Origin of the sequence: Lentzea sp. DG1S-22 (genome assembly GCF_036321065.1) — a bacterium.
Taxonomy (GTDB): domain Bacteria; phylum Actinomycetota; class Actinomycetes; order Mycobacteriales; family Pseudonocardiaceae; genus Lentzea; species Lentzea jiangxiensis.
Genome location: NZ_CP143276.1, coordinates 932,474 through 953,125, shown reverse-complemented (window position 1 = coordinate 953,125; position 20,652 = coordinate 932,474). Strand labels below are relative to the sequence as shown.

Sequence of the window (20,652 nt, the reverse complement as noted above, 5' to 3'; positions counted from 1 at the left end):
CTGGGTGCCTCGCCTAGCCCGGGAGCGTGACCGATGGACCCCATGACCGACAACGGTCCGATAGGCGCGGCGACGGAATCCCCCGTGCACGCCTTCTTCGTTCCCGCCGGCCCGGAGCTCCTCATCGTGTGGCCGCCCACCCCGCACGCCCGCCGGGCCGCGGCGTGGGCGCTGCGAGCGCTGGGCTACGACCACGTCGGCGGGTTGATCTGCCTGATCTCCCCCTCCCCCGACGCCCTCGCTGAATGCCTCGCCACGGCTCTCGCCGTCGCGGACGCCGCGGCCGGCGGGCACCGGCGACCGGGGCCACCACCGGACCTGGCGGTCCGCCTGCGGGCCGACCCGGTCCACCTGTGCGGCCTCCGGGCCGCCGCGGGGCTGGCCTGAGTGAACGCCCTGTGCCCGCACCGGGCATCGGTGCGGGCACAGGGCGTTCGAAGGACGGTGATCGCTAGCCCCGTGCCGCCGTCATCGGACTGGTGGGGACCTCCCAGCCCGCCGGAGACCACAGGTCCTCAGTGGACAGTGCGGACGGGTGGTACTTGCCCAGTGCGCTGATCAGCAGGCGCAGTTCCAGGATCATCGCCTCGACCAGGCGGGTCAGACCCGAACGGGGGTTCTCGTCGACCGCCAGCAGCGCGGCCCGGCCGAGGCCCGTGGCGGTGGCCCCGGCGGCCAGGCACTTCACGGCGCGCAACCCCTCCCAGACGCGGCCCGACGCGAGGAGGCAGCCGCGCGGGGAACCGATGCGGCGCAGGCATTCCGCCAGGGGGAGGCCGACTCCCGCCAGTGACGCCGTGGGAGCCCAGCCGCTGCCGCCCTCGGCACCGTCCACGGTGACCGCGTCCGCTCCGGCCTGCCACGCCACGTCCGCCGCCGCGGCGACGTCGCGTCCGGGTGGGAGCTTCACCCACACCCGTGCCCGCGGGTAGTTGTTGCGCATCAGGCGGACCTGCTGCCGCAGGATCTCCTCGGTGAACGTCCCCGGGCTGGCGCAGCGCAGCACCCGGTCCCCCGCGGGGTCGACGAGCGGTTCCAGCGCGAACTGGTCCGCGAGGCGGTCCGCCTGGGCGCGGTCGACGACGGTCAGTCCGCCGAGGCCGGGTTTGGCGCCCTGGCCGACCTTGAGCTCGAACCCCAGCCGTCCGGACTCGAGCAGCGGGCGCGTGGCCGGGTCGCTGTAGACGCGGTTCCAGACCTCGGCGTCGGCGTCCTCGGTGCTCTGCTGCACCACGAGCCCACCCGCGCCGTCCGGGGCGTGGTCGGCGTAGGCGGTGATCCTGGCCAGCAGGGACCGCTCGCCGGTGTAGCCGTCGACCGGGACGACGTTCTCGCCGACGACCATCGGGATGCCCAGGGCGCCCGCCTGGGCCGCGGCGGCACGGCCCAGGTCGGTGCCCACGGCACGGGTCGAGCCGAACGCCGACAGGTACAGCGGCAGGTGTGCGGTGAACCCGCCGACGGTGGTGTTGAGGTCCACGTCGCCGTGCAGCGGTTCGCGGGCCAAGTCGATGAGCTTCTCCAGGCGCAGCGGCATGAACACCGGCGGCACCAGGCGGGCGGCGTCGAGGGCGTCGGCGGGCGGAGGGCCCACCGGCTCGCCCAGCAGGGCGGCGCCGTAGTCGGACAGGGCGGGGAACACCGCCGCCGCACCGCCGCGGGCCCGTTCCCGGACGGCCTGTTCCGGGAAGGTGTCCGCGCGCAGGGCGGTCACGGGGACACCACGCCGGGGATCTTCGGGAAGGCGCTGGCCTGCCAGACCGCGTCCAGCCCGCACAGGAAGCGGACCAGCCGCTCCAGGCCGATGCCGAAGCCCGCGCTGGACGGGACGCCTTCGCGCACCATCTTCAGGTACCAGGCGTACTTCGCCGGGTTCTCCCCGGTTTCGCGCATCCGGGCGACGATGGCGGCGTACTCGTGTTCGCGCTCGCTGCCGCTGCACAGCTCGCCGTAGCCCTCGGGGGCCAGCAGGTCGAAGTTGAGCAGCCGACCGGGGGCCGCCGGGTTCTCGCGGTCGTAGAAGCCGCGCGACCCCTTGGGGTAGTCGGTGAGGAAGAACGGCCTGCTGGCCTTGGCCGACAGCAGCGCCTCCCCCTCCCAGTCGATCTCGGCGTCGGGGTTCTGCGCGTGGCCGGTCTCGTGCAGGTCGGCGACCGCGGCGGCGTGGGTGCGCCGCTCGAAGGCGCGGCCCGACAGCAGGTCGGTGAAGGCGTCCGGGTCGCGGCCCAGGACCTCCAGTTCGGGAGCGCAGCGCTCGACGACCCGGCGCACGACGTGCACGACGAGGTTCTCGGCCACCCGCGTCGCGTCGTCGCGGGTGGCGCCGGCGACCTCGACGTCGATCTGGTGGAACTCGGCGAGGTGGCGGCTGGTGGAACTGGTCTCCAACGGCTCCAGGCGCACGTTGGGGGCGATGCAGAAGATCCGGTCGAACGCGGTCAGCGACGCCTGCTTGTAGAGGATGGCGCTGGTCATCAGCTTGTAGCGGTGGCCGTAGTAATCGACGTCGACCTGCTTGGCCCCGCGCGCGCCGGGGTCGGTGACCGGGCCGATGACCGGCGGGAGCATCTCGGTGAAGCCCTGCCCGCCCAGGTGCTCGCGCACGGCGTCGAGCACCCGGTGCTGCACGCGCAGCACCGCGCGGGTGGCCGGTGAGGTGAGGTGGGCGCGCGGATCCGCCGGCGCCGGCGTGGTGGTGTCCATCGTGGTCACTCCTTGGGGACGGGGCGGGGTCAGGCGCGGTCGAAGGTGCGTTCGACGTGGGTGAGCGAGCGCAGCAGCTCGTCGGCGGTGGGCTCGGCGGCGGGAACGGCGCGGCCGGCGGGCAGCGGCAGGGCTCCGAGGCGCGACCACTGCAGCCGCCCGTCCCCGTCCACGAACGCCCGCGTGCGTCCGGCGTTGTCCTGGTGCAGGCAGAAGGGCACGTCGAGGTAGCCGCGTTCGACCGCGCGGACCAGGGCGATGCCCACATCGGGTGCGAGGTCGAGCACGGCGTCGACGAGCGCGCGGGCCTCGGCGAGCACGCCGGTGTCCTCGACCGCGCCGCGGGGCTCGGCCCGCGCCGCGGCGGCCGCGGCGGACACCAGCGCGGCGACGTTCTCGGTGACGGTCGGGATGCGGTGCGCCTCGGCCGTCGTCTTGACGATCAGCCGCTCCGCGCCGGTGCGCACGGCCAGCTCCGCGGAGCGTTCCAGCAGGGCGGTCGCACCGTGCGGCGTGCGCGGGAACACGCCCATGTACGTGTAGAGCACGACGTGCCAGTCCACATCGGACAGGTGTTCGGCGGCGAGGGCGCGCAGGGCGGCCACGGCCTCGGCGTCCTGGCCGGGGTCGGTCTGCTGGGCGTAGCTCAGCGACATGCTGTCGACGCCGTGCTGGCGGAAGAACAGGCCCTCCAGCACGCTGATCGCCACCAGCAGGCCCGGCGGGCACAGCTGCCCCATCATGCAGCCGCCGAAGGACTCGAGGTGCGGCCGGGCGCCGCGCTCGCGGGCGTCGGACAGCAGCAGGCAGGACTCGGCCCACGCGCGCACCGACTCGGCGACCGGGACCCGGCTGTAGGGCAGGCAGTACGACAGCGGCCCGCCTTCCGTCGCGTCCAGTCCGGCGGCCAGCAGGGCCGCGACGATCTTCTGCGGGCACGCCGAGCCGTGCCGCACCTGAACCGGGAAGTCCGGTCCGTGCAGCCCGTCCAGCACGGCCCGGGTGATCTCGGGCGGGTGCGCGGCGATGGGGTAGCCGTTGAGGTCGGCACCGGTGGCCAGCGCCTTGCGCACCGCGTGGTGGTCGCCCACGCGCGTGAAGCTGTCGACGGTGATCGTGCCCGCCGCCCGCACCCCGGCCCCGCGCACCGCGGCGAGCCCGGCCCGCATCCGCGCCGGGTGGGCCACCCCCATCCTGGGCTGCACGACCAGCTCACCCGCGGCGGCCGCGCGGGCGACGTAGCCGCCGAACGAGCCACCGGTCACGACCGCACCCCCGCGGCGAGCCGGTCGACGTAACGGCGGAACGCCGCGATCGCGTCGGCGTCCTCGAACACCGCGTCGAAGCCGGCGGCCAGCAACGCCTCCGCGCGGCCGCCCGCGCCGTCGACGCCGAGCTTGCCGCCGACGACGACCGGGGTGCCCGCCAGCCGGGCGCGCAGCGGTCCGATGACGCGCCTGGCGTCCTGGAGCCCGTGCCCGTTGACGCTGCTGAGCACGACGAGGTCCGGTCCCGCCTGTTCACACCGGGACGTCAGCAGCCCGTCGGGGACGCACGCACCGAGGTTGGTCACGTGGTGTCCCATCTCCTCCAGCACCAGCTGCAGGTAGACGAGGTTCCAGGTGTGCGCGTCGGAGGCGAGCCCGGAGACCACGATGTCGAGGCGGGCTGCGTCCGGCAGGGCGGCGTCCAACTCCATGGGGCGAGCTCCTCTGTCGCGGGTGTTTCCCTGTCCCGAAACTAGAAGCCGCGTACCACGTCGCCAGGCAGCGGCGACGGCAGCCGTCCGGCAGTTGCCGTTATAGGGACGGCGGATCGAGGTAGTAGAAGCGTCGGCTGCACAGCAGCAGCCCCTCGTCCGAAAGGGTCACCACGTCGGCGAACTCGGACGGTGTGCGGCGCTCCGCCCCCGGAGGCGGGGTGTAGCGGCCGACGACGACCACGGTGTCCTTGTCCGCCACCACTTTGTGGAGGTGGTGCCGGCCGTGCAGGGCCGGGGAGGTGCTCAGCAGCCGCACGGTGTGGTCGCGGCCGTGCCCCGGTGGCGCGTCGCACCGCTTGAGCTGCATGTCCTCGTGCAACAAAGAGGCGTACCCGTCCAGGTCCCCCGTGTCGAGGTAGTGGTAGGACAGGCGGACGTGGTCGACGCCTGCGGCGGTGCTCATGGCGGTTCTCCTCACGCGCTGAACGGCAACCGTCCCGCCGCACGGCAACCTGCCGATATCTTCTCGCTATCGCGGGGGCTTGTCCTCCTGCGTGACCGTGTGCTTACTCTCGGGGCACCTCAGACCCGGGAAGGCGGCCGCACGCTATGTCACCAGGAGGTTTTCGGGTGCTCGGCCCGGTCGAGGTCGACGGTCCCGGTGGTGCGGCGCGGATCCCGCCGGGCAGGCAGCAGGTGATCCTCGGCCTGCTGCTCGTGGAGGCCAACCGGGTGGTGAGCACCGAGACGCTGGTCGACGCCCTGTGGGACGAGAACCCGCCGGACACGGCCCGCACGCAGGTGCAGATCTGCGTTTCCCGGCTGCGCCGCACCCTGGACGGAGCGGGCCTGTCCGCGGTGATCGACACCCGTCCGCCCGGCTACCGGTTGCGGCTCAACGGGGACGCGCTGGACCTCGCCGACTTCCTCACCAGCACCACCGAGGCCCGCGTCCTGGTCAAGGAGGGGCGCATCGCCGAGGCGGCCGCGTTGCTGCGGGAGGCCGCGGCGCTGTGGCGCGGGCCGTGTCTGGGCGGAGCCCCCAACCGGTCGCTGCGGACCCGCGCGCTGCGGCTGGACGAGGAGCGGCTCACCTGCGTCGAGGACCACCTGGAACTGGAGCTGGAGCTGGGTCAGCACCACCGGCTCGTCGGGGAGGTCACGCGCCTGGTCCACGAGCACCCGCTGCGGGAACGGCCGCGGGCCCTGCTGATGCTGGCGCTGCACCGCTCCGGCCGGCAGGCCGAGGCCCTCGACGCCTACCGCGACGGCCGTGCCCTGCTGGTCGAGGAGCTCGGCTTGGAGCCGGGAGAACGGCTGCGCGAGCTGGAGGCGGCGATCCTCGCCGGCGAGACCCCCACCCGGCCCCAGGCCGACGCGGTGGCACCGGCACCGCGGGCGGCCGAGGCCGTGCAGCCGGCCCGGCCGCGGCAGCTGCCCGCCGACACCGCCGACTTCGTGGGCGACGAGGAGATGTTGCGCGGCGCGCAGTCCGTCCTCGTCGGGGACGCCGGGCGCTCGGCCGTCGGGGTCGTCGTGATCACGGGGCGGCCCGGGGTCGGCAAGAGCACGGTGGCCGCCCACCTGGCGCACCGGGTGGCGCAGGAGCACTTCCCCGACGGACAGCTCTACTGCGACCTGCACGGCACCGGCAACCCGTCCACCGTGGACGACGTGCTGGGCCGTTTCCTGCTCGCCCTGGGCATCCCCGGCCCGGTGATCCCGGACGGCGTCGACGCCAGGCTGGAGATGTACCGGACGCTGCTCGCGGACCGGCGGGTGCTGGTGGTGCTGGACGACGCGGCCACCGAGGGCCAGGTCCTGCCGCTGCTGCCGGGCAGCAGCACGTGCGCGGTGGTGGTGACCAGCCGGTCGCGGCTGACCGGTCTTCCCGGCGCCCGGCAGGTCGAGCTGGACGTCCTCGGCACCGCGCAGTCGCTGCGGCTGCTCGGCCTGGTCGTCGGGGAACACCGGGTGCACCGCGAACCCGAGGCCGCCGAGGCACTCGTGCGCACCGTGGGCGGGCTGCCGCTGGCGCTGCGGATCATCGCCGCCCGCCTGGCCGCACGTCCACATTGGACGCTCGCGTCGATGGTGCAGAGGCTCGCCAGCGAGCGGCACCGGCTCGACGAGCTCGCGCACGGTGAGCTGACCATCCGCGCCAGCCTCGCGCTGACCCACGACGGCCTCGACCGCCGGTCCCGGCTGCTGTTCGGGCTGCTGAGCCTCGCCGAGGGACCCGCCGTCCCCGGCTGGGTCGCGGGCGCCGTGCTCGACGACGACCGGCCGTTCCCCTCAGACCTGCTCGAACCGCTGGTGGACGTGCAGGTGCTCGACGTGGTGTCGGTCGAGCCGAGCGGCGAGTTCCGCTACCGCTACCAGGACATCCTGCGCCTGTTCGCCCGCGAGAAGGCCGCGGAGGAGATCCCCGCCGGTGACCGCGCCGCCGCCGTGTCCCGCCTGCTCGGCGGGTGGCTCGCGCTGGCCGACCAGGCGCACCGCGACATCTACGGCGGTGACTACTCCTCGCTGCACGGAACCGCGCCGCGCTGGCGGCCCCCGTCCGGCGGCGCTCCCGCCGACCCCCTGGAGTGGATGGACGGCGAGCTGGAGAACCTGTGCGCGGCCGTCCACCAGGCGGCCGCCGCCGGTCTCGACGAGGTGTGCTGGGACCTCGCGGTCACCTCCGTCACCCTGTTCGAGTCGCGCGGCTACCTCGACGACTGGGAGCGGACCCACGCCGAGGCCCTCGCCGCCGTCCGCGCGGCGGGCAACACCCGCGGCACCGCGGCGGTCCTGAGCTCGCTGGGCACCCTGCACATCAACCGCGGCCGCCTCGACGCCTCCCGCGACGCCCTGCTCCCGGCCAGGGAGCTGTTCGAGGAGCTGGGCGACACCCACGGCCTGGCGCTGTGCCACCGCGACCTGGCCCTGATCGCCCGCAACACCGGCGACGACACCGCCGCGCTGCGCCTCTACGACCGCTCCCTCGCGGGCTTCACGGAGGTCGACGACGTCGTGGGCCGCGCGATCGTCCTCACCCAGCGGGCCTTCATCCTGGCCGGCAACGGCGAGATCTCCCGTGCCCGCACCGACCTCGCCGAGGCGATGGCGGTCCACGAGTCCGTCGGCTACACCGGAGGCGCCGCCCGCACGCTCAACCGGATCGCCCAGGTGCAGGCCGTGGCGGGCGAGCACGCCGAGGCCACCTCGACCATGCGCCGCGTCCTCGACATGGTCCGCGAGGCCCGTGACGTCATCGGCGAGGGCCAGCTCCTGCGCAACCTGGGCCAGGTGAGCGCCGCCGCCGGTCGTTACGCCGAAGCCCGCTCTTACCTCGAAGAGGCGCTCGCCGTGCGCGAGCGGATCCTGGACCACAGAGCCGCGGCCACGATCCGCGCCGAGCTGGCGGCGTTACCGGTGCGGGAGACACCCGAGCTGGTCCCGGCAGGCTGAGCGGAACGACGAGGGCGCCCTGCCGCGTGGTGAGCGCGGAAGCCGAGGCTTCCACGCCCGCCCGCACCACGATCACACCCCGGCGGGGACGGACCCCAGAGCCGGGATGAACCGGGGCAGCGTCCGCCACACCTCCTCGGTGTAGAAGTGGCCGCCCGGCAGCTCCACGTGCCGGTACTCGCCGCCGGCCAGCGCCCGCCACTGCGCCGCCGTGTCCGCGACGATCACGTCGTCGTCGGCCCCCGTCAGCACCTGCAGCGGCACGCCGACCGCGGTCCCGTCGGTGTAGGCGAACGTGTCCCGGACGCGGATGTCGGCGCGCATCAGCTCCAGCGCCATCTCCCGCAGCTCCTCGTTGCCGAGGACGTAGTCCGCGAGCAGGCCGTTGACCGTCATCCACGACAGCAGCCCCGCGTCGGTGTCGCTCTGGGCGGGGAACATGTCGCGCGGCGTCAGCCCCCGGCTCGGCGCGTTGGCCGACGACACCACGAGGGCGTCCGGGCGGCGCCCGCCCGACTGCTCGATGCGGGCGGCGACGTCGAACGCCATCCACCCGCCCATGCTGTGCCCGAAGAGGACGTACGGCCGGGTCGCCGCCGCGAGCACGGCCTCGGTGGCGTCGGCCGCGAGGGCCTGCCAGTCCTCGGCGTGGTCCTCGAGGAACCGCCCGTCCCGTCCGGGGTAGCAGATCGCGGCGAGCTCCACGTCGTCCGGCAGGACGTCGGCCCAGGGCAGGTAGGGACCCGCGCCGCCGCCGCAGAACCCGAGGCACACCAGCGACCTCGTGGCCTCCGGCTTGCGGCGGGGGCGGACCACCACGTTGTCGATGTTGTCCACCAGTCCTCCTAGACGCGCAGGGACTCGACGTGCCGGGCGAGATCGGTCAGGCGGGGGTGGCGGTAGACGTCGCGGGGGGACATCTTGAGGCCGAAGGTCTTCTTCACCCTCGACACCACCCGCAGCGCGACCAGGGAGTGGCCGCCGAGGGCGAAGAAGTCGTCGTCGGCGTTCACCGCGTCGCGGCCGAGGACCTCGGCCCACACCTGGGCGATGAACTGCTCGAACTCGCCTTCCGGAGCGGTGCCGGCTGCCACCGGCGGCGCGGGCAGGGCGGCGGTGTCGAGCTTGCCGCCCGGGGTCAGCGGCAGCGCGGCGACCTCGACGAACGCGGCCGGGACCATGACCTCCGGCAGGGAGGCCGCGGCGTGCTCGCGCAGCTCCCGCGCACCCGCGAGGCCCGAGGGCACGTAGTAGGCGACGGGCTGGCCCGCCAGGTCGTCGCGGACGACGACGGCGGCCGCGGCGACGGCCGGGGACGACCGCACGACGGTCTCGATCTCCCCCAGCTCGACCCGGTGGCCGCGGATCTTGACCTGGCGGTCGGCGCGGCCGTGGAACTCGAGCAGGCCGTCACCGGTGCGGCGCACCAGGTCGCCGGTGCGGTACATGCGCGCGCCGGGCTCTCCGGACGGGTCCGGCAGGAAGCGGCCGGCGGTCAGGCCGGAGCGGCCGAGGTAGCCGTCGGTGACGCGGGGCCCGGCGACGAAGAGCTCGCCGATCTCACCGTCGGGGACCTCGCGCAGCCGGGTGTCGAGCACCAGGAGCCGGTTGCCGGGCAGCGGGTCGCCGATGCCGGGGTGGTCGCCCTCGACCACGGCGACCGTCGCGTCGACGGTGCACTCGGTCGGGCCGTAGAGGTTGAACGCCTCCACCGTGCGGGCGGCGGCCAGCTCCCGCCACACCGGAACGCTGATCGGCTCGCCGCCGATGAACAGCCGCAGCCGCCTGCCGTCGGGGCGTCCGGGCAGCAGGTGCTCGCGCAGCATCTCCCAGTGCGTCGGCGTCATGTCCACATCGGACACACCGCACTCGTCGAGCCACGCGGCGAGCTTGGCGGGCTCGGTGCGGTGAGCGTCCTCCAGGACGACGATCGTGTCACCGCGGCAGACCCGGGCCCACTGCTGCACGGACGCGTCGAAGGACGCGCTGGCGTTCCAGGCCACGACCCGGGGTTCGGCCGCGTACACGGCCATCTGCTCCAGTCCATCCACAAGGGACGCGACGCCGCCGCGGGTGGCCAGCACCCCCTTGGGCAGTCCGGTGGAGCCGGAGGTGTAGATCACGTAGGCCGAGTCGCCGGCCGACACGGCGACGTCGGTGTGCTCGGTTTGAAGAGCACCGGCCAGGTCGTCCGGCGTCACGGTCGTGCGCACGGCGGCATCGGTGGCCATGTGCGCCAGGCGGTCAGCCGGGTAGGCCGGGTCGAGCGGCACGTACGCCGCGCCGGCCCGCCACACCGCGAGCAGCGCGACGAGGAGTCCGTTGCCGCGCGGCACGCTCACGCCCACGCGGTCACCGCGGCGCACCCCGCGCCCGGCGAGCACGGCGGCCAGCGCGGCCGTGCGGGCCTCCAGCTCGGCGAAGGTCAGCGCGCCGGCGGTGTCGCGCACGGCGACCCGTCCGGGCGCGGTCCGCACGACGTCGTGGAAGCGGGACAGCAGGTCCCGGCCGGTCATCGGTCCCCTCCGCTCACCGGCGTGGCCGACGGGGCGACGGTGGGCGCGCAGTCCAGCACGGAGACCGGCTCGCCCATGGCGACGACGATCTTGCGGTCGCCGCGGAACGGGTCGCGGCCGTGCGTGGACAGGACGTTGTCGACCAGCAGCAGGTCACCGCGGCCCCAGCGGCGGCGGGTGGTGGCGGCCTCGTAGGCGGCCTGGACGGTGGCGAGCTCCTCGCGGCTGAGCACGGTGCCGTCACCGAAGGCGGTGTTGAACGGCAGGTCCTCGACGCCGAACTCGTCGACCAGCGCGTCGCGCAGCTCCTCGTCGAGCGCCCACTCGTTCCAGAACGCCATGTGGTTGAACCACACCTCCGCGCCGGTCACCGGGTGCGAGATGATCCCCGGGCGCAGCTGGGTGGTGCGCAGGTGGCCGTCGGACTGCCACTGGCAGGACACCATGTTCTCCGCGCAGTAGGCCTCCACGTCGTCCTTCGTGGCCGCGGCGAACGCGGTCTGCCACGAGGTCGAGATGTGCTCGGAGTAGCTGCGGTTGAGCAGCCAGCCGACCTCCCGCATCTTCGCGACGAGCTCCGCCGGCAGCGACGCGAGCACCTTGCGGCAGTCGGCCACCGGCGTCGCGCCGCCCTCCGGCGGGGCGATCAGGCAGGCGAACATGAGCAGGCCGGGGAACGTCAGGGTGTAGCTGTTCTCGTTGTGCATGTGGATCGGCTGCGCGGCGGGCAGGTCGGTCGAGGAGAACACGCCGTTGCCGAAGTCGCTGCGCGGAGTGGCCTTCTCCCGGTACGGGGTGCGCTCGGGCATCAGCGTGTCGCGCACGAGGGCGAAGTCGTCGACGTCGTGCACGGGCAGGCCGCGCACGTACACCGCGGCGTGTTCGTGCAGCAGGTCCCGCAGGGCGTCGGCGTTGGCCCGCAACCACTCCGCGGCCTGCTCGATCGAGTGCACGTCCTCGGCGTCGACGGTGGCGGGCGCGCCGGGCTCGATCGTGCACACCAACGGCGTCGTTCCTGACAAAGCGGTGGGGCTCATCGCAGTTCCTCTCTGCTGGCGTGGTGCCGACGCTAGGGAGGCCGCGATCCGGTGTGCGGCAGGCGGTGCGGCAGCTGCTGGGGCAGGTGCGGGCTTCCGCCAAGGTGCCGCTCGACCTGCCGATCCGGCCGTCGGCGCGCGCCTAGCTTTCGACTCGAACGTCCACCGCGCACACCGATCCGGAGGGTGACATGTCGCTGCACGAGGAGGTCGGCCGCATCGCGACCGCCACGCCGGATCGCACCGCGGTGCGATCCGGCGGGAGGTCGACCGGCTACGCCGAGCTCGACCGGACGGCGGGCGAGCTGGTCGCGGCACTCGCCGGCGCGGGGCTGCGGCCCGGCGGCGTCGTCGCGGTGCGCAGCCGTTCGCGGTCGGACTACGTGACGGCGATGCTCGCCGTGTGGCGGGCGGGCGGCGTGTACCTGCCGCTCGACCCCGAAGCCCCCGCCGGGCGCAACCAGGACATGCTCGACGACTCGGGCGCCGCCCTGGTCGTCGAGGACGGCACCGTCCGCGAGACCGGCGTCACCGCCCGCGGCGCGACCGCCGGACTGGCCTACCTGATCTACACCTCGGGCACCACCGGCCGGCCCAAGGGCGTCGCCGTCGACCACGGCGCGCTGGCCGCGCACGTGCCGGCCGTCGCGCAGCGCTTCGGGATCACCGAACGGGACGTGGTGCTGCAGCTCGCGGGCCCGTCCGTCGACGTCGCCGTCGAGCAGGTGCTGACCGCGCTCACCTCGGGCGCGTGCCTGGTGCTGCCCGAGCGGCGGTTGCTGTCGGTCGACGAGCTGCTGCGCCTGGTCGAGGACGAGCAGGTCACCGTGGCCAACCTCCCCGCAGGCTACTTCCACGACTTCACCGCCGCCCTGGACCGGGTGCCGCCGTCGCTGCGCGTCATGGTCTCCGGCAGCGACCGGCTGTCGCCGGCCGCGGCGGCCGAGTGGACCCGGCGCACCGGGGTGCGGCTGCTCAACGCCTACGGCCCCACCGAGACCGTCATCACCGCGACCGTGCACGAGACGGCCGGCGAGACCGGTTCGGTGCCGATCGGCACGCCGGTCGGCGAACGGCGCGCGCACGTCCTCGACGGCCTGCGCCCGAGCGAGGAGGGCGAGCTGTACCTCGGCGGCCCCGAACTGGCGGTCGGCTACCTGGGCAGCGCCGCGCTGACGGCCGCGCGCTTCCTGCCCGACCCGTCCGGCCCGCCCGGATCGCGCATGTACCGCACGGGCGACACCGTCCGCCGCGGCGACGGCGGCGTGCTCGACTTCGTCGGCCGCGGCGACGACCAGGTCAAGATCCGCGGCTACCGGGTGGAGCTGGGCGAGGTGCAGCACGCCCTCGCCGCGCACCCGGACGTGGAGACCTGCGCGGTCGTGCCGCACGGCACCGGCTTGGCCGCCTACGTCACCGGCGCGGTGGACACCGCCGAGGTGCGCGACTTCCTCGCCCGGCGGCTGCCCGCGCACATGGTCCCCGCCTCGGTGACCGCGCTCGCCCGCCTGCCCCTCACCGGCGGTGGCAAGGTCGACCGCGCCGCACTGCCCGCACCGGCCGCCTCCGCACCCGTGGCCGACGACGACGCGCCCCGTGACCACACCGAACAGCTGCTCGCCGGGATCTGGGCCGACGTCCTGGGCGTCCGCCGGGTCGGCGCGCACGACAACTTCTTCCACCTCGGCGGCGACTCGCTGACCGCCGTCCGGGTCGCGAGCCGCGTGTTCGAGGCGTTCGGCCCGGTCTCGCCGTACCTGGTGTTCGAGGCGCCCACGCTCGCCGGGTTCGCCGCCGCGCTGCGGGCCGGATCGACGCCGGCACGGCCCGGTCCGGTCGCCCGCCCCGGTGCCCCGGCGCCGTTGTCCCGGTTCCAGCGCGGTCTGTGGCTGCGGGAGTGCTGGGAGCCCGGCGGCTCGGTCTACAACGTGCCCTGGCTGTTCCAGTTCTCCGGCCCGCTCGACACGGCCGCGTTGCGCCGAGCCCTGCAGTCGGTGGCCGACCGGCACGACGCGCTGCGCTCGACCGTCGGCACGGACGCGGACATGGCACCCGTGCTGGTCGTCCACGATCGCGTCGAAGTCCCTTTCACCGAGTCGCACGCGGACCTCGACCAGCAGGTCGCCGCCGTGGCGCAACGCCCGTTCGACCTGGCGGAAGGGCCGCTGTTGCGCGCCCACCTGGTGCACACCGGCCCCGGCGAGGCGACTCTCGTGCTCGTCGTGCACCACATCGTCTGGGACGAGGGATCGCTGCGGGTGCTCGACCGCGAACTGCGCGAGTGCTACCTCGCCGCCGTCGAGGGCCGCGCACCCCGCCTGCCCGAGCTGGCCGTCCAGTACAGCGACTACGCCCGGTGGTCCGCGGAGGACCAGTCCGATGTGGACTACTGGGTCGAGCACCTGCGCGGAGCACCGTCGGCGCCCGCCATCCGCCCCGACCGCGACGGCACCGGGGCCACCGGACGGGGCGGGGTCCTGCCCTTCGCCTTCGAACCGGAGCTCGCCGAGGGGGTGCGCTCCCTCGCCCGTGCCGCCGGCGCCACGCCGTACCTGGTGCTGCTGGCCGCCCTCGTCGAGGCGCACCGGCGCCGCGGGGTCTCCGACGTCGTGATCGGCACGCCGGTCAGCGTCCGCGACCGCGCCGAGCTCGACGCGCTCGTCGGCTACTTCATCAACCTCGTCCCGCTGCGCTTCCGGCCCGACGAGGAGGAGCTGACCGGCCGAGACCTGCTCGACCACGTGCGTTCGGTGGCGCTGGACGGCTTCCGCCACCAGGGCGTGCCGTTCGAGGAGATCGTCGCGGCGGCGTCCGGTGAGCGCGACGGCGGGGGCACTCCCCTGTTCCAGCTGGTCTTCGAGATGCACACCGCCGAGGCCGGGACGGCCCCGTACGGCCCGGTGACAGTCGAGAAGCGGTTGCACGCCAACGAGTTCTCCCGGTTCGACCTGTCCTGGTCCGTCGAGGACGACGGGGTGGGCCTCCACGGCCGCGTCGAGTACGCGACCGACCTCTTCGACCCCTCCACCGCCGCGGCGCTGGGCGCGCAGTGGCGGGCGGTGGTCGGGGAGCTGGTCGCCGACCTCGACGCGGAGCTGCCCGCACCGGCCGCGCCCGTCGACGTCGACACCCCCGTGCACGTCCGGATCGCGGAGCAGGCCGCGCGGACCCCGGACGCGACCGCCCTGGTGTCCGGCGAGGAGTCGCTGACCTACGCGGAGCTCGACGCCGCAGCCAACCGCGCCGCCCGGCACCTCGCCGGGCCCGGGGTCCGCCCCGGCGACGTGGTGGCCGTCCGCATCCCCCGTGGCACCGCCCTGGTCGTGGCGCTGCTCGCCGTGCTCAAGGCCGGCGCGGCCTACACGCTGCTCGACCCGGACCTGCCGGCCGCACGGCAGGACCAGGTGATCACCGATGCGGGCGTGCGCCTGGTCGTCACGGCCGAGACCGTGGCCGGGGCCACGGGCGACACCGCCGGCTTCGCGGTGCCGGTCGACGCCGACGCCGTCGCCTGCGTCATGTACACCTCCGGTTCCACCGGTCGGCCCAAGGGCGTCGCCGCCACGCACCGGGCGCTCGCGGCCACCTACAGCGGCCAGGACTACGCGGGGTTCGGCCCCGACGAGGTGTGGCTGCAGTGCTCGCCCGTGTCGTGGGACGCGTTCGGGCTGGAGCTCTACGGGGCGCTGCTGTTCGGTGGGACCTGCGTGCTGCACCCCGGTCAGCGGCCCGACCCGCAGACCATGGCCGAGCTGGTTTCCCGGCACGGGGTCACGCAGCTGCAGCTGTCGTCGAGCCTGTTCAACTTCCTGGTCGACGACCTCCCGGAGGTCTTCGCCGGCCTGCGGGTGGCGTTCACCGGCGGGGAGCGCGCCTCGGCCGCCCACATCGCCCGTCTCGCCGAGCGCTACCCGCACGTGCGGGTCGTGAACGGCTACGGGCCGGTGGAGAGCATGGGCTTCACCACCACCCACGACGTGACCGACGCCGACCCCACCGCGGCGGTGCCCATCGGCAGGGCCGTGGCGCACAAGGGAGTCCGCGTCCTCGACGGCAAGCTCCAGCCCGTCGGCGGCACCGAGCCGGGCGAGATCTGGGTGACCGGCGCGGGCCTCGCCCTGGGCTACGTCGCCCAGCCCGGGATCACCGCCGGGCGCTTCCTGCCCGACCCGTTCGGCCCGCCGGGGTCGAGGATGTACCGCACCGGTGACATCGGCGGCTGGAACCCCGACGGCACCCTGGCCATCACCGGCCGCGCCGACGACCAGGTCAAGATCCGCGGGTTCCGGGTGGAGCCCGGCGAGGTCGCCCACGCGCTGGCGGGGTGCCCCGGGGTCGGTGACTGCGCCGTCGTGGCGCACGAGCCCGAGCCCGGCCGGCCCCGGCTCGCGGCCTACGTCACGGCCCGCGGAGACGTCGTCCCGGACCTCGCCGGCGTGCACCAGCACCTCGAGGGCCTGCTGCCGGACTACATGCTGCCGTCCAGCGTGACCGTCCTCGACACCCTTCCGTTGACCGCCAACGGCAAGCTCGACCGGGCCGCGCTGCCCGCCCCCACCGGGACCGTCGCCCCTCCTTCCGGCGGGACGGCCGGGACCGACGCCGAACGGCTGGTGGCGCGGGTCTGGGCCGAGGTGCTCGGGCTCGCCGAGGTCGGCCCGGACGACAACTTCTTCCGCGTCGGCGGCAACTCCCTCGCCGCGGTGCGGGTCGCCATGCACCTGTCCAGCGCGACCGGGTCCCGCGTCCTGCCCCGGCAGGTGTTCGCCGCGCGGACCGTGAGCGCCCTCGCCCGCACGCTCGAGACGACTGGAGCAGCACAGTGACCACCACGACGCCGGTCTCCGGCCTGCAGCGCGGCCTGTGGTTCATGGACCGCTGGAACCCCGGAAACGCCGCCTACCTCGTGCCGTGGGTCTTCGAGTTCGACGGCCCCGTGGACGCCGACGTCCTGCACCGCGCCCTTCTGCTGCTGGTCGGACGGCACGACGCCCTGCGCACCACCTTCGACCTCGGTCAGGACGGTCCGGTCAGGACTGTCCACGATGGAGTGCGACTGCCGTTCGCCGAGGTCGTGGTCGACGGTCCGGACGCCCTGCGGGCGTTGCTGGACACCGAGACCCGCACCGGGTTCGACCTGGCCGAGGGGCCGCTGCTGCGAGCCACCCTCGCCACCGGGCCGGGGGTGGCGGACACCCTCGTCCTCGTCGTGCACCACATCGTGTGGGACGGCTGGTCGGCCGGCGTGTTCGAGCGCGAGCTGGCCGAGGTCTACACCGCCCTCGTGCGGGACCGGGAACCCGATCTGGCTCCCCTGTGGCCCGTCGACGACAGCGCGGTGTCCACTGAGGACTCGCTCGCCTACTGGACCGAGCGGCTCGCCGGCGCTCCCGCCGAGCTCGCGCTGCCCGCCGACCGCACCCGCCCGCCCAGCCGGACGTTCGCGGGCGACACGGAGGTGTTCGGCTTGCCGGTCGGCACGTCCGCCCGCGTCCGCGACCTGGCCGCCGACCTCGGCGCGACGCCGTTCGTGGTGCAGGTCGCCGCGTTCGCCGCTCTGCTGCACCGCTGCACGGGCGCCCGGGACCTGGTGGTCGGCACGCCGGTCACCACCCGCGACCGCCCCGAGCTGGCCGACGTGGTCGGCTACTTCGTCAACATCGTCGCCCTGCGCGTGAGCATCGACCCCGCCGCCACGTTCGCCGACCTGGTCGAGCAGGTCCGCGACGCCGCCTTCGACGCCTACGCCTGCCTCGACGTGCCCTTCGACGAGGTCGTGGACGCGCTGGCGCTGGAGCGCTCGGCCCGGCACGCACCGCTGGTGCAGGTCGTCTTCGGCGCGCACGCCGAGGACCCGGCACCGCTGCGCTTCGGCGCTGCCACCGCGACCCGGCGCATGCACCACAACGGCACCAGCAAGTTCGACCTGACCTGGTCGACCTTCGACGACGGCGAGCTGCGCGGCGAGGTGGAGTACGCCACCGACCTGTTCGACCGGGAGACCGTGCTGCGCCTGGTCGGCCACTGGCGCACCCTGCTCGGCGCCGCGCTGGACGCGCCGGACCTCCCGCTGTGGCGGCTGAGCCCGCTCGACGCCGCCGAGACGGCCGCCGCGCTCGCGCCCCCGCGAGCCGTGCCGGACGCTCCCCTGCCGCTGCACCGCGCCTTCGAGGCCGCCGCCGGCGCCCACCCCGACCGCCTCGCGCTGACGTGCGGCGACCGGTCCTGGACGTACGCGGAGCTCGACGCCGCCGCCAACCGGGTCGCCCACACCCTCGCCGCCGACGGCGTGCGCCGGGGTGACCGGGTCGGCGTGCTGCTGGAACGCGGCGAGCGCGTCGTCACCGCGATCCTGGGCGTGCTCAAGGCGGGCGCCGCCTACGTCCCCGTCGACCTGGCCACCCCGCGGGACCGCGCCGAGTTCGTCTTCGCCGACACCGGCGCCGAGGTGGTCGTCACCGACGACTACCTGGCCGACCCGCGGCTCGCGCAAGCGCCGTCGCACCGGCCGGAGGTGCACGTCGACCCGGCTGACCTCGCCTACGTCATCTTCACCTCCGGCTCGACCGGCAGGCCCAAGGGCGTCGCGGTCTCGCACGAGCACGTCGGCAGGCTGATGCGCTCGGGCGACGACCACTTCGCCTTCGCCGAGACCGACGTGTGGACCCTGTTCCACTCCTACGCCTTCGACTGGACGGTCTGGGAGCTGTGGGGGCCGCTGCACCACGGCGGCCGGCTGGTCGTGGTGCCCCGCGTGGTCAGCCGCTCGCCCGAGGCGTTCGCGGACCTGCTGGCCACCGAGCGCGTCACCCGGCTGTGCCTGACGCCGTCGGCGCTGCGGACGCTCGAGGGAGTCCTGCGCACCTGGCCGCTCCCGTTGCCCGCGCTGCGCACGGTGATGCTCGGCGGCGAAGCGCTCGACCCCGCCGTGGTGCGCCGCTGGTTCGCGCTGGAGCAGTGCCCGCCCGCGGTCCTGTGCAACCTCTACGGCATCACCGAGACCACGGTGCACGTCACCACGCTCGACCTGCCCGACGCGGAGGCGTTCGGCCGCAGCCTGATCGGCGAGCCCATGCCGCACCTGTCGGCGCTGGTGCTCGACGAACGCCTGCAGCCGTGCCCGATCGGCGTCGCCGGCGAGCTGCACATCGGCGGAGGGTCGCTGGCCAACGGGTACTGGGGCCGTCCGGGGCTCACGGCGCGGCGCTTCCTGCCCGACCCGTACGGCGTTGTGCCCGGCGGACGGCTCTACCGCACCGGGGACGTGGCCCGGCGGCTGCCCGGCGGTGGCCTGGAGTACGTGGGCCGCTGCGACGACCAGGTCAAGATCCGCGGTTTCCGCATCGAGCTCGGCGAGGTCGAGAACGCCGTCACCGCCCACCCCGCGGTCACCTCCTGCGTGGTGACCGTGCACGACGACAGGCTCGCCGCGTACGTCACCGTCGACGGCACGCCGCCGTCGTACGCCGAACTGCGCGCGTTCCTCGCGGAGACGTTGCCCGAACACATGATCCCGGCGACGGCGACCGTGCTCGGCGTCATCCCGCTGACCGTCAACGGCAAGGTCGACCGGGCCGCGCTGCCCGCACCCGACCTCGGCTCCGTGCTCGACACCGACGCGCACGTGGATCCCTCCACGCCGCAGGAGCAGGCGCTCGCCGAGGTCTACGCCGACGTGCTCGGTGTCGGCGGGGTGGGCGCCGGGGACAACTTCTTCCACCTGGGCGGCGACTCCATCCGCGCCGTGCACCTCGCGGGGAAGCTGCGCGAGCGCGGCTGGACCCTGTCGCTGCCGGACCTCTTCGGCGCGCCGACGCCGGCCGAGCTCGGTCCGCTGCTGAAGGCCTGCACCGGCCCCGCGAAGCGGTCCGAGCCGTTCGACCTCGTGTCCGAAGAGGACCGTGCGGAGCTGCCCGCCGACGTCGTGGACGCCTACCCGATGGTGGCCATGCAGATGTCGATGATCTACCACATGGAGCTGTCCGACGACGCCGGCGGCTACCACAACGTCAACAGCTACCGGGTCGCCGGCACGCTCGACGAGACAGCGCTGCGCCAGGCCGTCGGCGACGCCATGAACCGCCACCCCGTCCTGCGGACCACCTTGGACGTCTCCCGCTACAGCGAGCCGTTGCAGCTGGTGCACGCCGAAGCCCCGATTCCGGTCCTCGTGGAGGACCTGCGCGGCCTGAGCCCCGAGGAGCAGGCCGACGCCGTCGCCGACGTGTTCGACGACAACGTCGCCGCCCGGTTCGACCTCCGCACCGCCCCGCTGTTCCGGGTCACCGCCCAGCACCTGGCCGACGACGCGTTCCAGCTCACCGTCGCCGAGCACCACGCCATCCTCGACGGCTGGAGCTTCACCTCGCTGCTCACCGAGGTCCTGGAACGGCACAGCGCGCCCGGCCGGGACCCGCTGCCCGCACCCCGGTCCACCTTCCGCGAGTTCGTCGCCGTCGAACGGGAAGCGCTGGCCTCGCAGGACAGCGAGCGGTACTGGAAGTCCACACTGGACGGAGCGAGCGGCGCGATCTGGTCCAGCGGCCCACCGGAGCTCAGCGACCCGGAGATCCCCCGCACGATCGAACGCGTGATCCCCGGCGCCGACGAGGTGCTGCGCGACACCGCCCGCCGGCACGGCGTCACGGTGAAGACCGTCGGCCTGGCCGCGCACGTCGCCGCGCTGCACCGGATCACCGGTCTGCCGCGCTTCACCACCGGCCTGTCGGTCAACGGCAGGCTCGAGACCGACGGCGGCACCGAGGCGTACGGCCTGTTCCTCAACACCGTCCCCCTGGTGGTCGACTTCACCGAGAACGGCGCCGATCTGATCAGGGCGATGCACGAGGCCGAGGCGGCGATGCTGCCCCACCGCCGGATGCCGTTCGCCCGCATCGCCCGCCACCTGGCCGACACCCGGCTGGAGGCCTGCTTCGCCTTCCTGCGGTTCCACTCGCTGGGCAGGCTGGCCGACTCCCCGACCAAGCTGCTCGACGACCGCATCGGCTGCGAGCCGACCATGCGCTACGAGCCGACCAACTTCGCCCTCGGCGCCGCCTTGGTGCAGGACCCGTCGTCGGCGCGGGTGCTCCTCGCCGTCGACCACCTGCCCTCCGTCGTCCCCGACGAGGTGGCCGACGCCTACGCCGACGCCTACGCCGAGGCGCTGCACGTGCTCGCCGGCGATGCCACCACGGACCCGCGGGTCCCGGCGTTCGCCCGCTAGCCCCCGTTTGTC

Annotated in this window: 13 protein-coding genes; 5 read left to right on the top strand and 8 right to left on the bottom strand. The window is 74.3% G+C overall.

The features are described 5' to 3' along the window. Nucleotides 1-33 precede the first annotated feature (33 nt). On the top strand, nt 34-387 hold the full coding sequence (locus tag V1227_RS04325; protein WP_329791150.1) for a hypothetical protein: 354 nt from the start codon (nt 34-36) through the stop codon (nt 385-387). 64 nt (nt 388-451) lie between these two features. Here the strand turns inward: V1227_RS04325 and V1227_RS04320 are convergent, their stop codons facing one another. The 5 genes from V1227_RS04320 to V1227_RS04300 all read right to left on the bottom strand — a co-directional run bounded on the left by V1227_RS04320 (nt 452) and on the right by V1227_RS04300 (nt 4,868). Next, nucleotides 452-1,714 (bottom strand): glutamate synthase-related protein, encoded by a 1,263-nt coding sequence (locus V1227_RS04320; RefSeq protein WP_329791149.1) that lies wholly within the window; start codon nt 1,712-1,714, stop codon nt 452-454. Further along, nucleotides 1,711-2,703 carry an asparagine synthetase A gene (locus V1227_RS04315; RefSeq protein WP_236221414.1) on the bottom strand — a complete coding sequence of 331 codons (993 nt, stop codon included), beginning with the start codon at nt 2,701-2,703 and terminating at the stop codon, nt 1,711-1,713. Before V1227_RS04315 ends, V1227_RS04320 begins: the two co-directional genes overlap by 4 nt. A 29-nt stretch (nt 2,704-2,732) precedes the next feature. Further along, entirely contained in the window at nt 2,733-3,968 is a 1,236-nt protein-coding gene (locus V1227_RS04310) for a methylaspartate mutase (RefSeq protein WP_329791148.1), read from the bottom strand. Next, nucleotides 3,965-4,402, bottom strand: a complete 438-nt coding sequence (locus V1227_RS04305) for a cobalamin B12-binding domain-containing protein (RefSeq protein ID WP_329791147.1) — start codon at nt 4,400-4,402, stop codon at nt 3,965-3,967. The genes V1227_RS04310 and V1227_RS04305 overlap by 4 nt, the downstream gene beginning before the upstream one ends. 100 nt (nt 4,403-4,502) lie before the next feature. After that, nucleotides 4,503-4,868 carry a nuclear transport factor 2 family protein gene (locus tag V1227_RS04300; protein ID WP_329791146.1) on the bottom strand — a complete coding sequence of 122 codons (366 nt, stop codon included), beginning with the start codon at nt 4,866-4,868 and terminating at the stop codon, nt 4,503-4,505. 167 nt (nt 4,869-5,035) lie between these two features. Between V1227_RS04300 and V1227_RS04295 the strand changes: the two genes are divergently transcribed. Further along, nucleotides 5,036-7,861, top strand: coding sequence for an AfsR/SARP family transcriptional regulator (locus tag V1227_RS04295; RefSeq protein ID WP_329791145.1), 2,826 nt, complete (start codon nt 5,036-5,038; stop codon nt 7,859-7,861). Nucleotides 7,862-7,933: 72 nt separating this feature from the next. On the opposite strand, the gene V1227_RS04290 is transcribed toward V1227_RS04295, so the two are convergent. Genes V1227_RS04290 through V1227_RS04280 form a run of 3 tightly spaced genes read right to left on the bottom strand, consistent with a single transcriptional unit; the run spans nt 7,934 to nt 11,414 of the window. After that, complete coding sequence (locus V1227_RS04290) at nt 7,934-8,698, bottom strand: thioesterase II family protein (RefSeq protein ID WP_329791144.1); 765 nt, start codon at nt 8,696-8,698, stop codon at nt 7,934-7,936. Nucleotides 8,699-8,706: 8 nt separating this feature from the next. After that, on the bottom strand, nt 8,707-10,377 hold the full coding sequence (locus tag V1227_RS04285; RefSeq protein ID WP_329791143.1) for a non-ribosomal peptide synthetase: 1,671 nt from the start codon (nt 10,375-10,377) through the stop codon (nt 8,707-8,709). After that, nucleotides 10,374-11,414: a TauD/TfdA family dioxygenase gene (locus V1227_RS04280; RefSeq protein WP_329791142.1), complete on the bottom strand. Its 1,041-nt coding sequence runs from the start codon at nt 11,412-11,414 to the stop codon at nt 10,374-10,376. Before V1227_RS04280 ends, V1227_RS04285 begins: the two co-directional genes overlap by 4 nt. A gap of 23 nt (nt 11,415-11,437) precedes the next feature. Between V1227_RS04280 and V1227_RS04275 the strand changes: the two genes are divergently transcribed. The 3 genes from V1227_RS04275 to V1227_RS04265 are packed head-to-tail and all read left to right on the top strand — an operon-like array spanning nt 11,438 to nt 20,640. After that, nucleotides 11,438-11,560 carry a hypothetical protein gene (locus V1227_RS04275; RefSeq protein WP_329791141.1) on the top strand — a complete coding sequence of 41 codons (123 nt, stop codon included), beginning with the start codon at nt 11,438-11,440 and terminating at the stop codon, nt 11,558-11,560. A 45-nt stretch (nt 11,561-11,605) separates the two neighbouring features. After that, nucleotides 11,606-16,240 carry a non-ribosomal peptide synthetase gene (locus V1227_RS04270; RefSeq protein ID WP_329791140.1) on the top strand — a complete coding sequence of 1,545 codons (4,635 nt, stop codon included), beginning with the start codon at nt 11,606-11,608 and terminating at the stop codon, nt 16,238-16,240. Next, on the top strand, nt 16,237-20,640 hold the full coding sequence (locus V1227_RS04265; protein WP_329791139.1) for an amino acid adenylation domain-containing protein: 4,404 nt from the start codon (nt 16,237-16,239) through the stop codon (nt 20,638-20,640). Before V1227_RS04270 ends, V1227_RS04265 begins: the two co-directional genes overlap by 4 nt. Nucleotides 20,641-20,652: the final 12 nt, after the last annotated feature.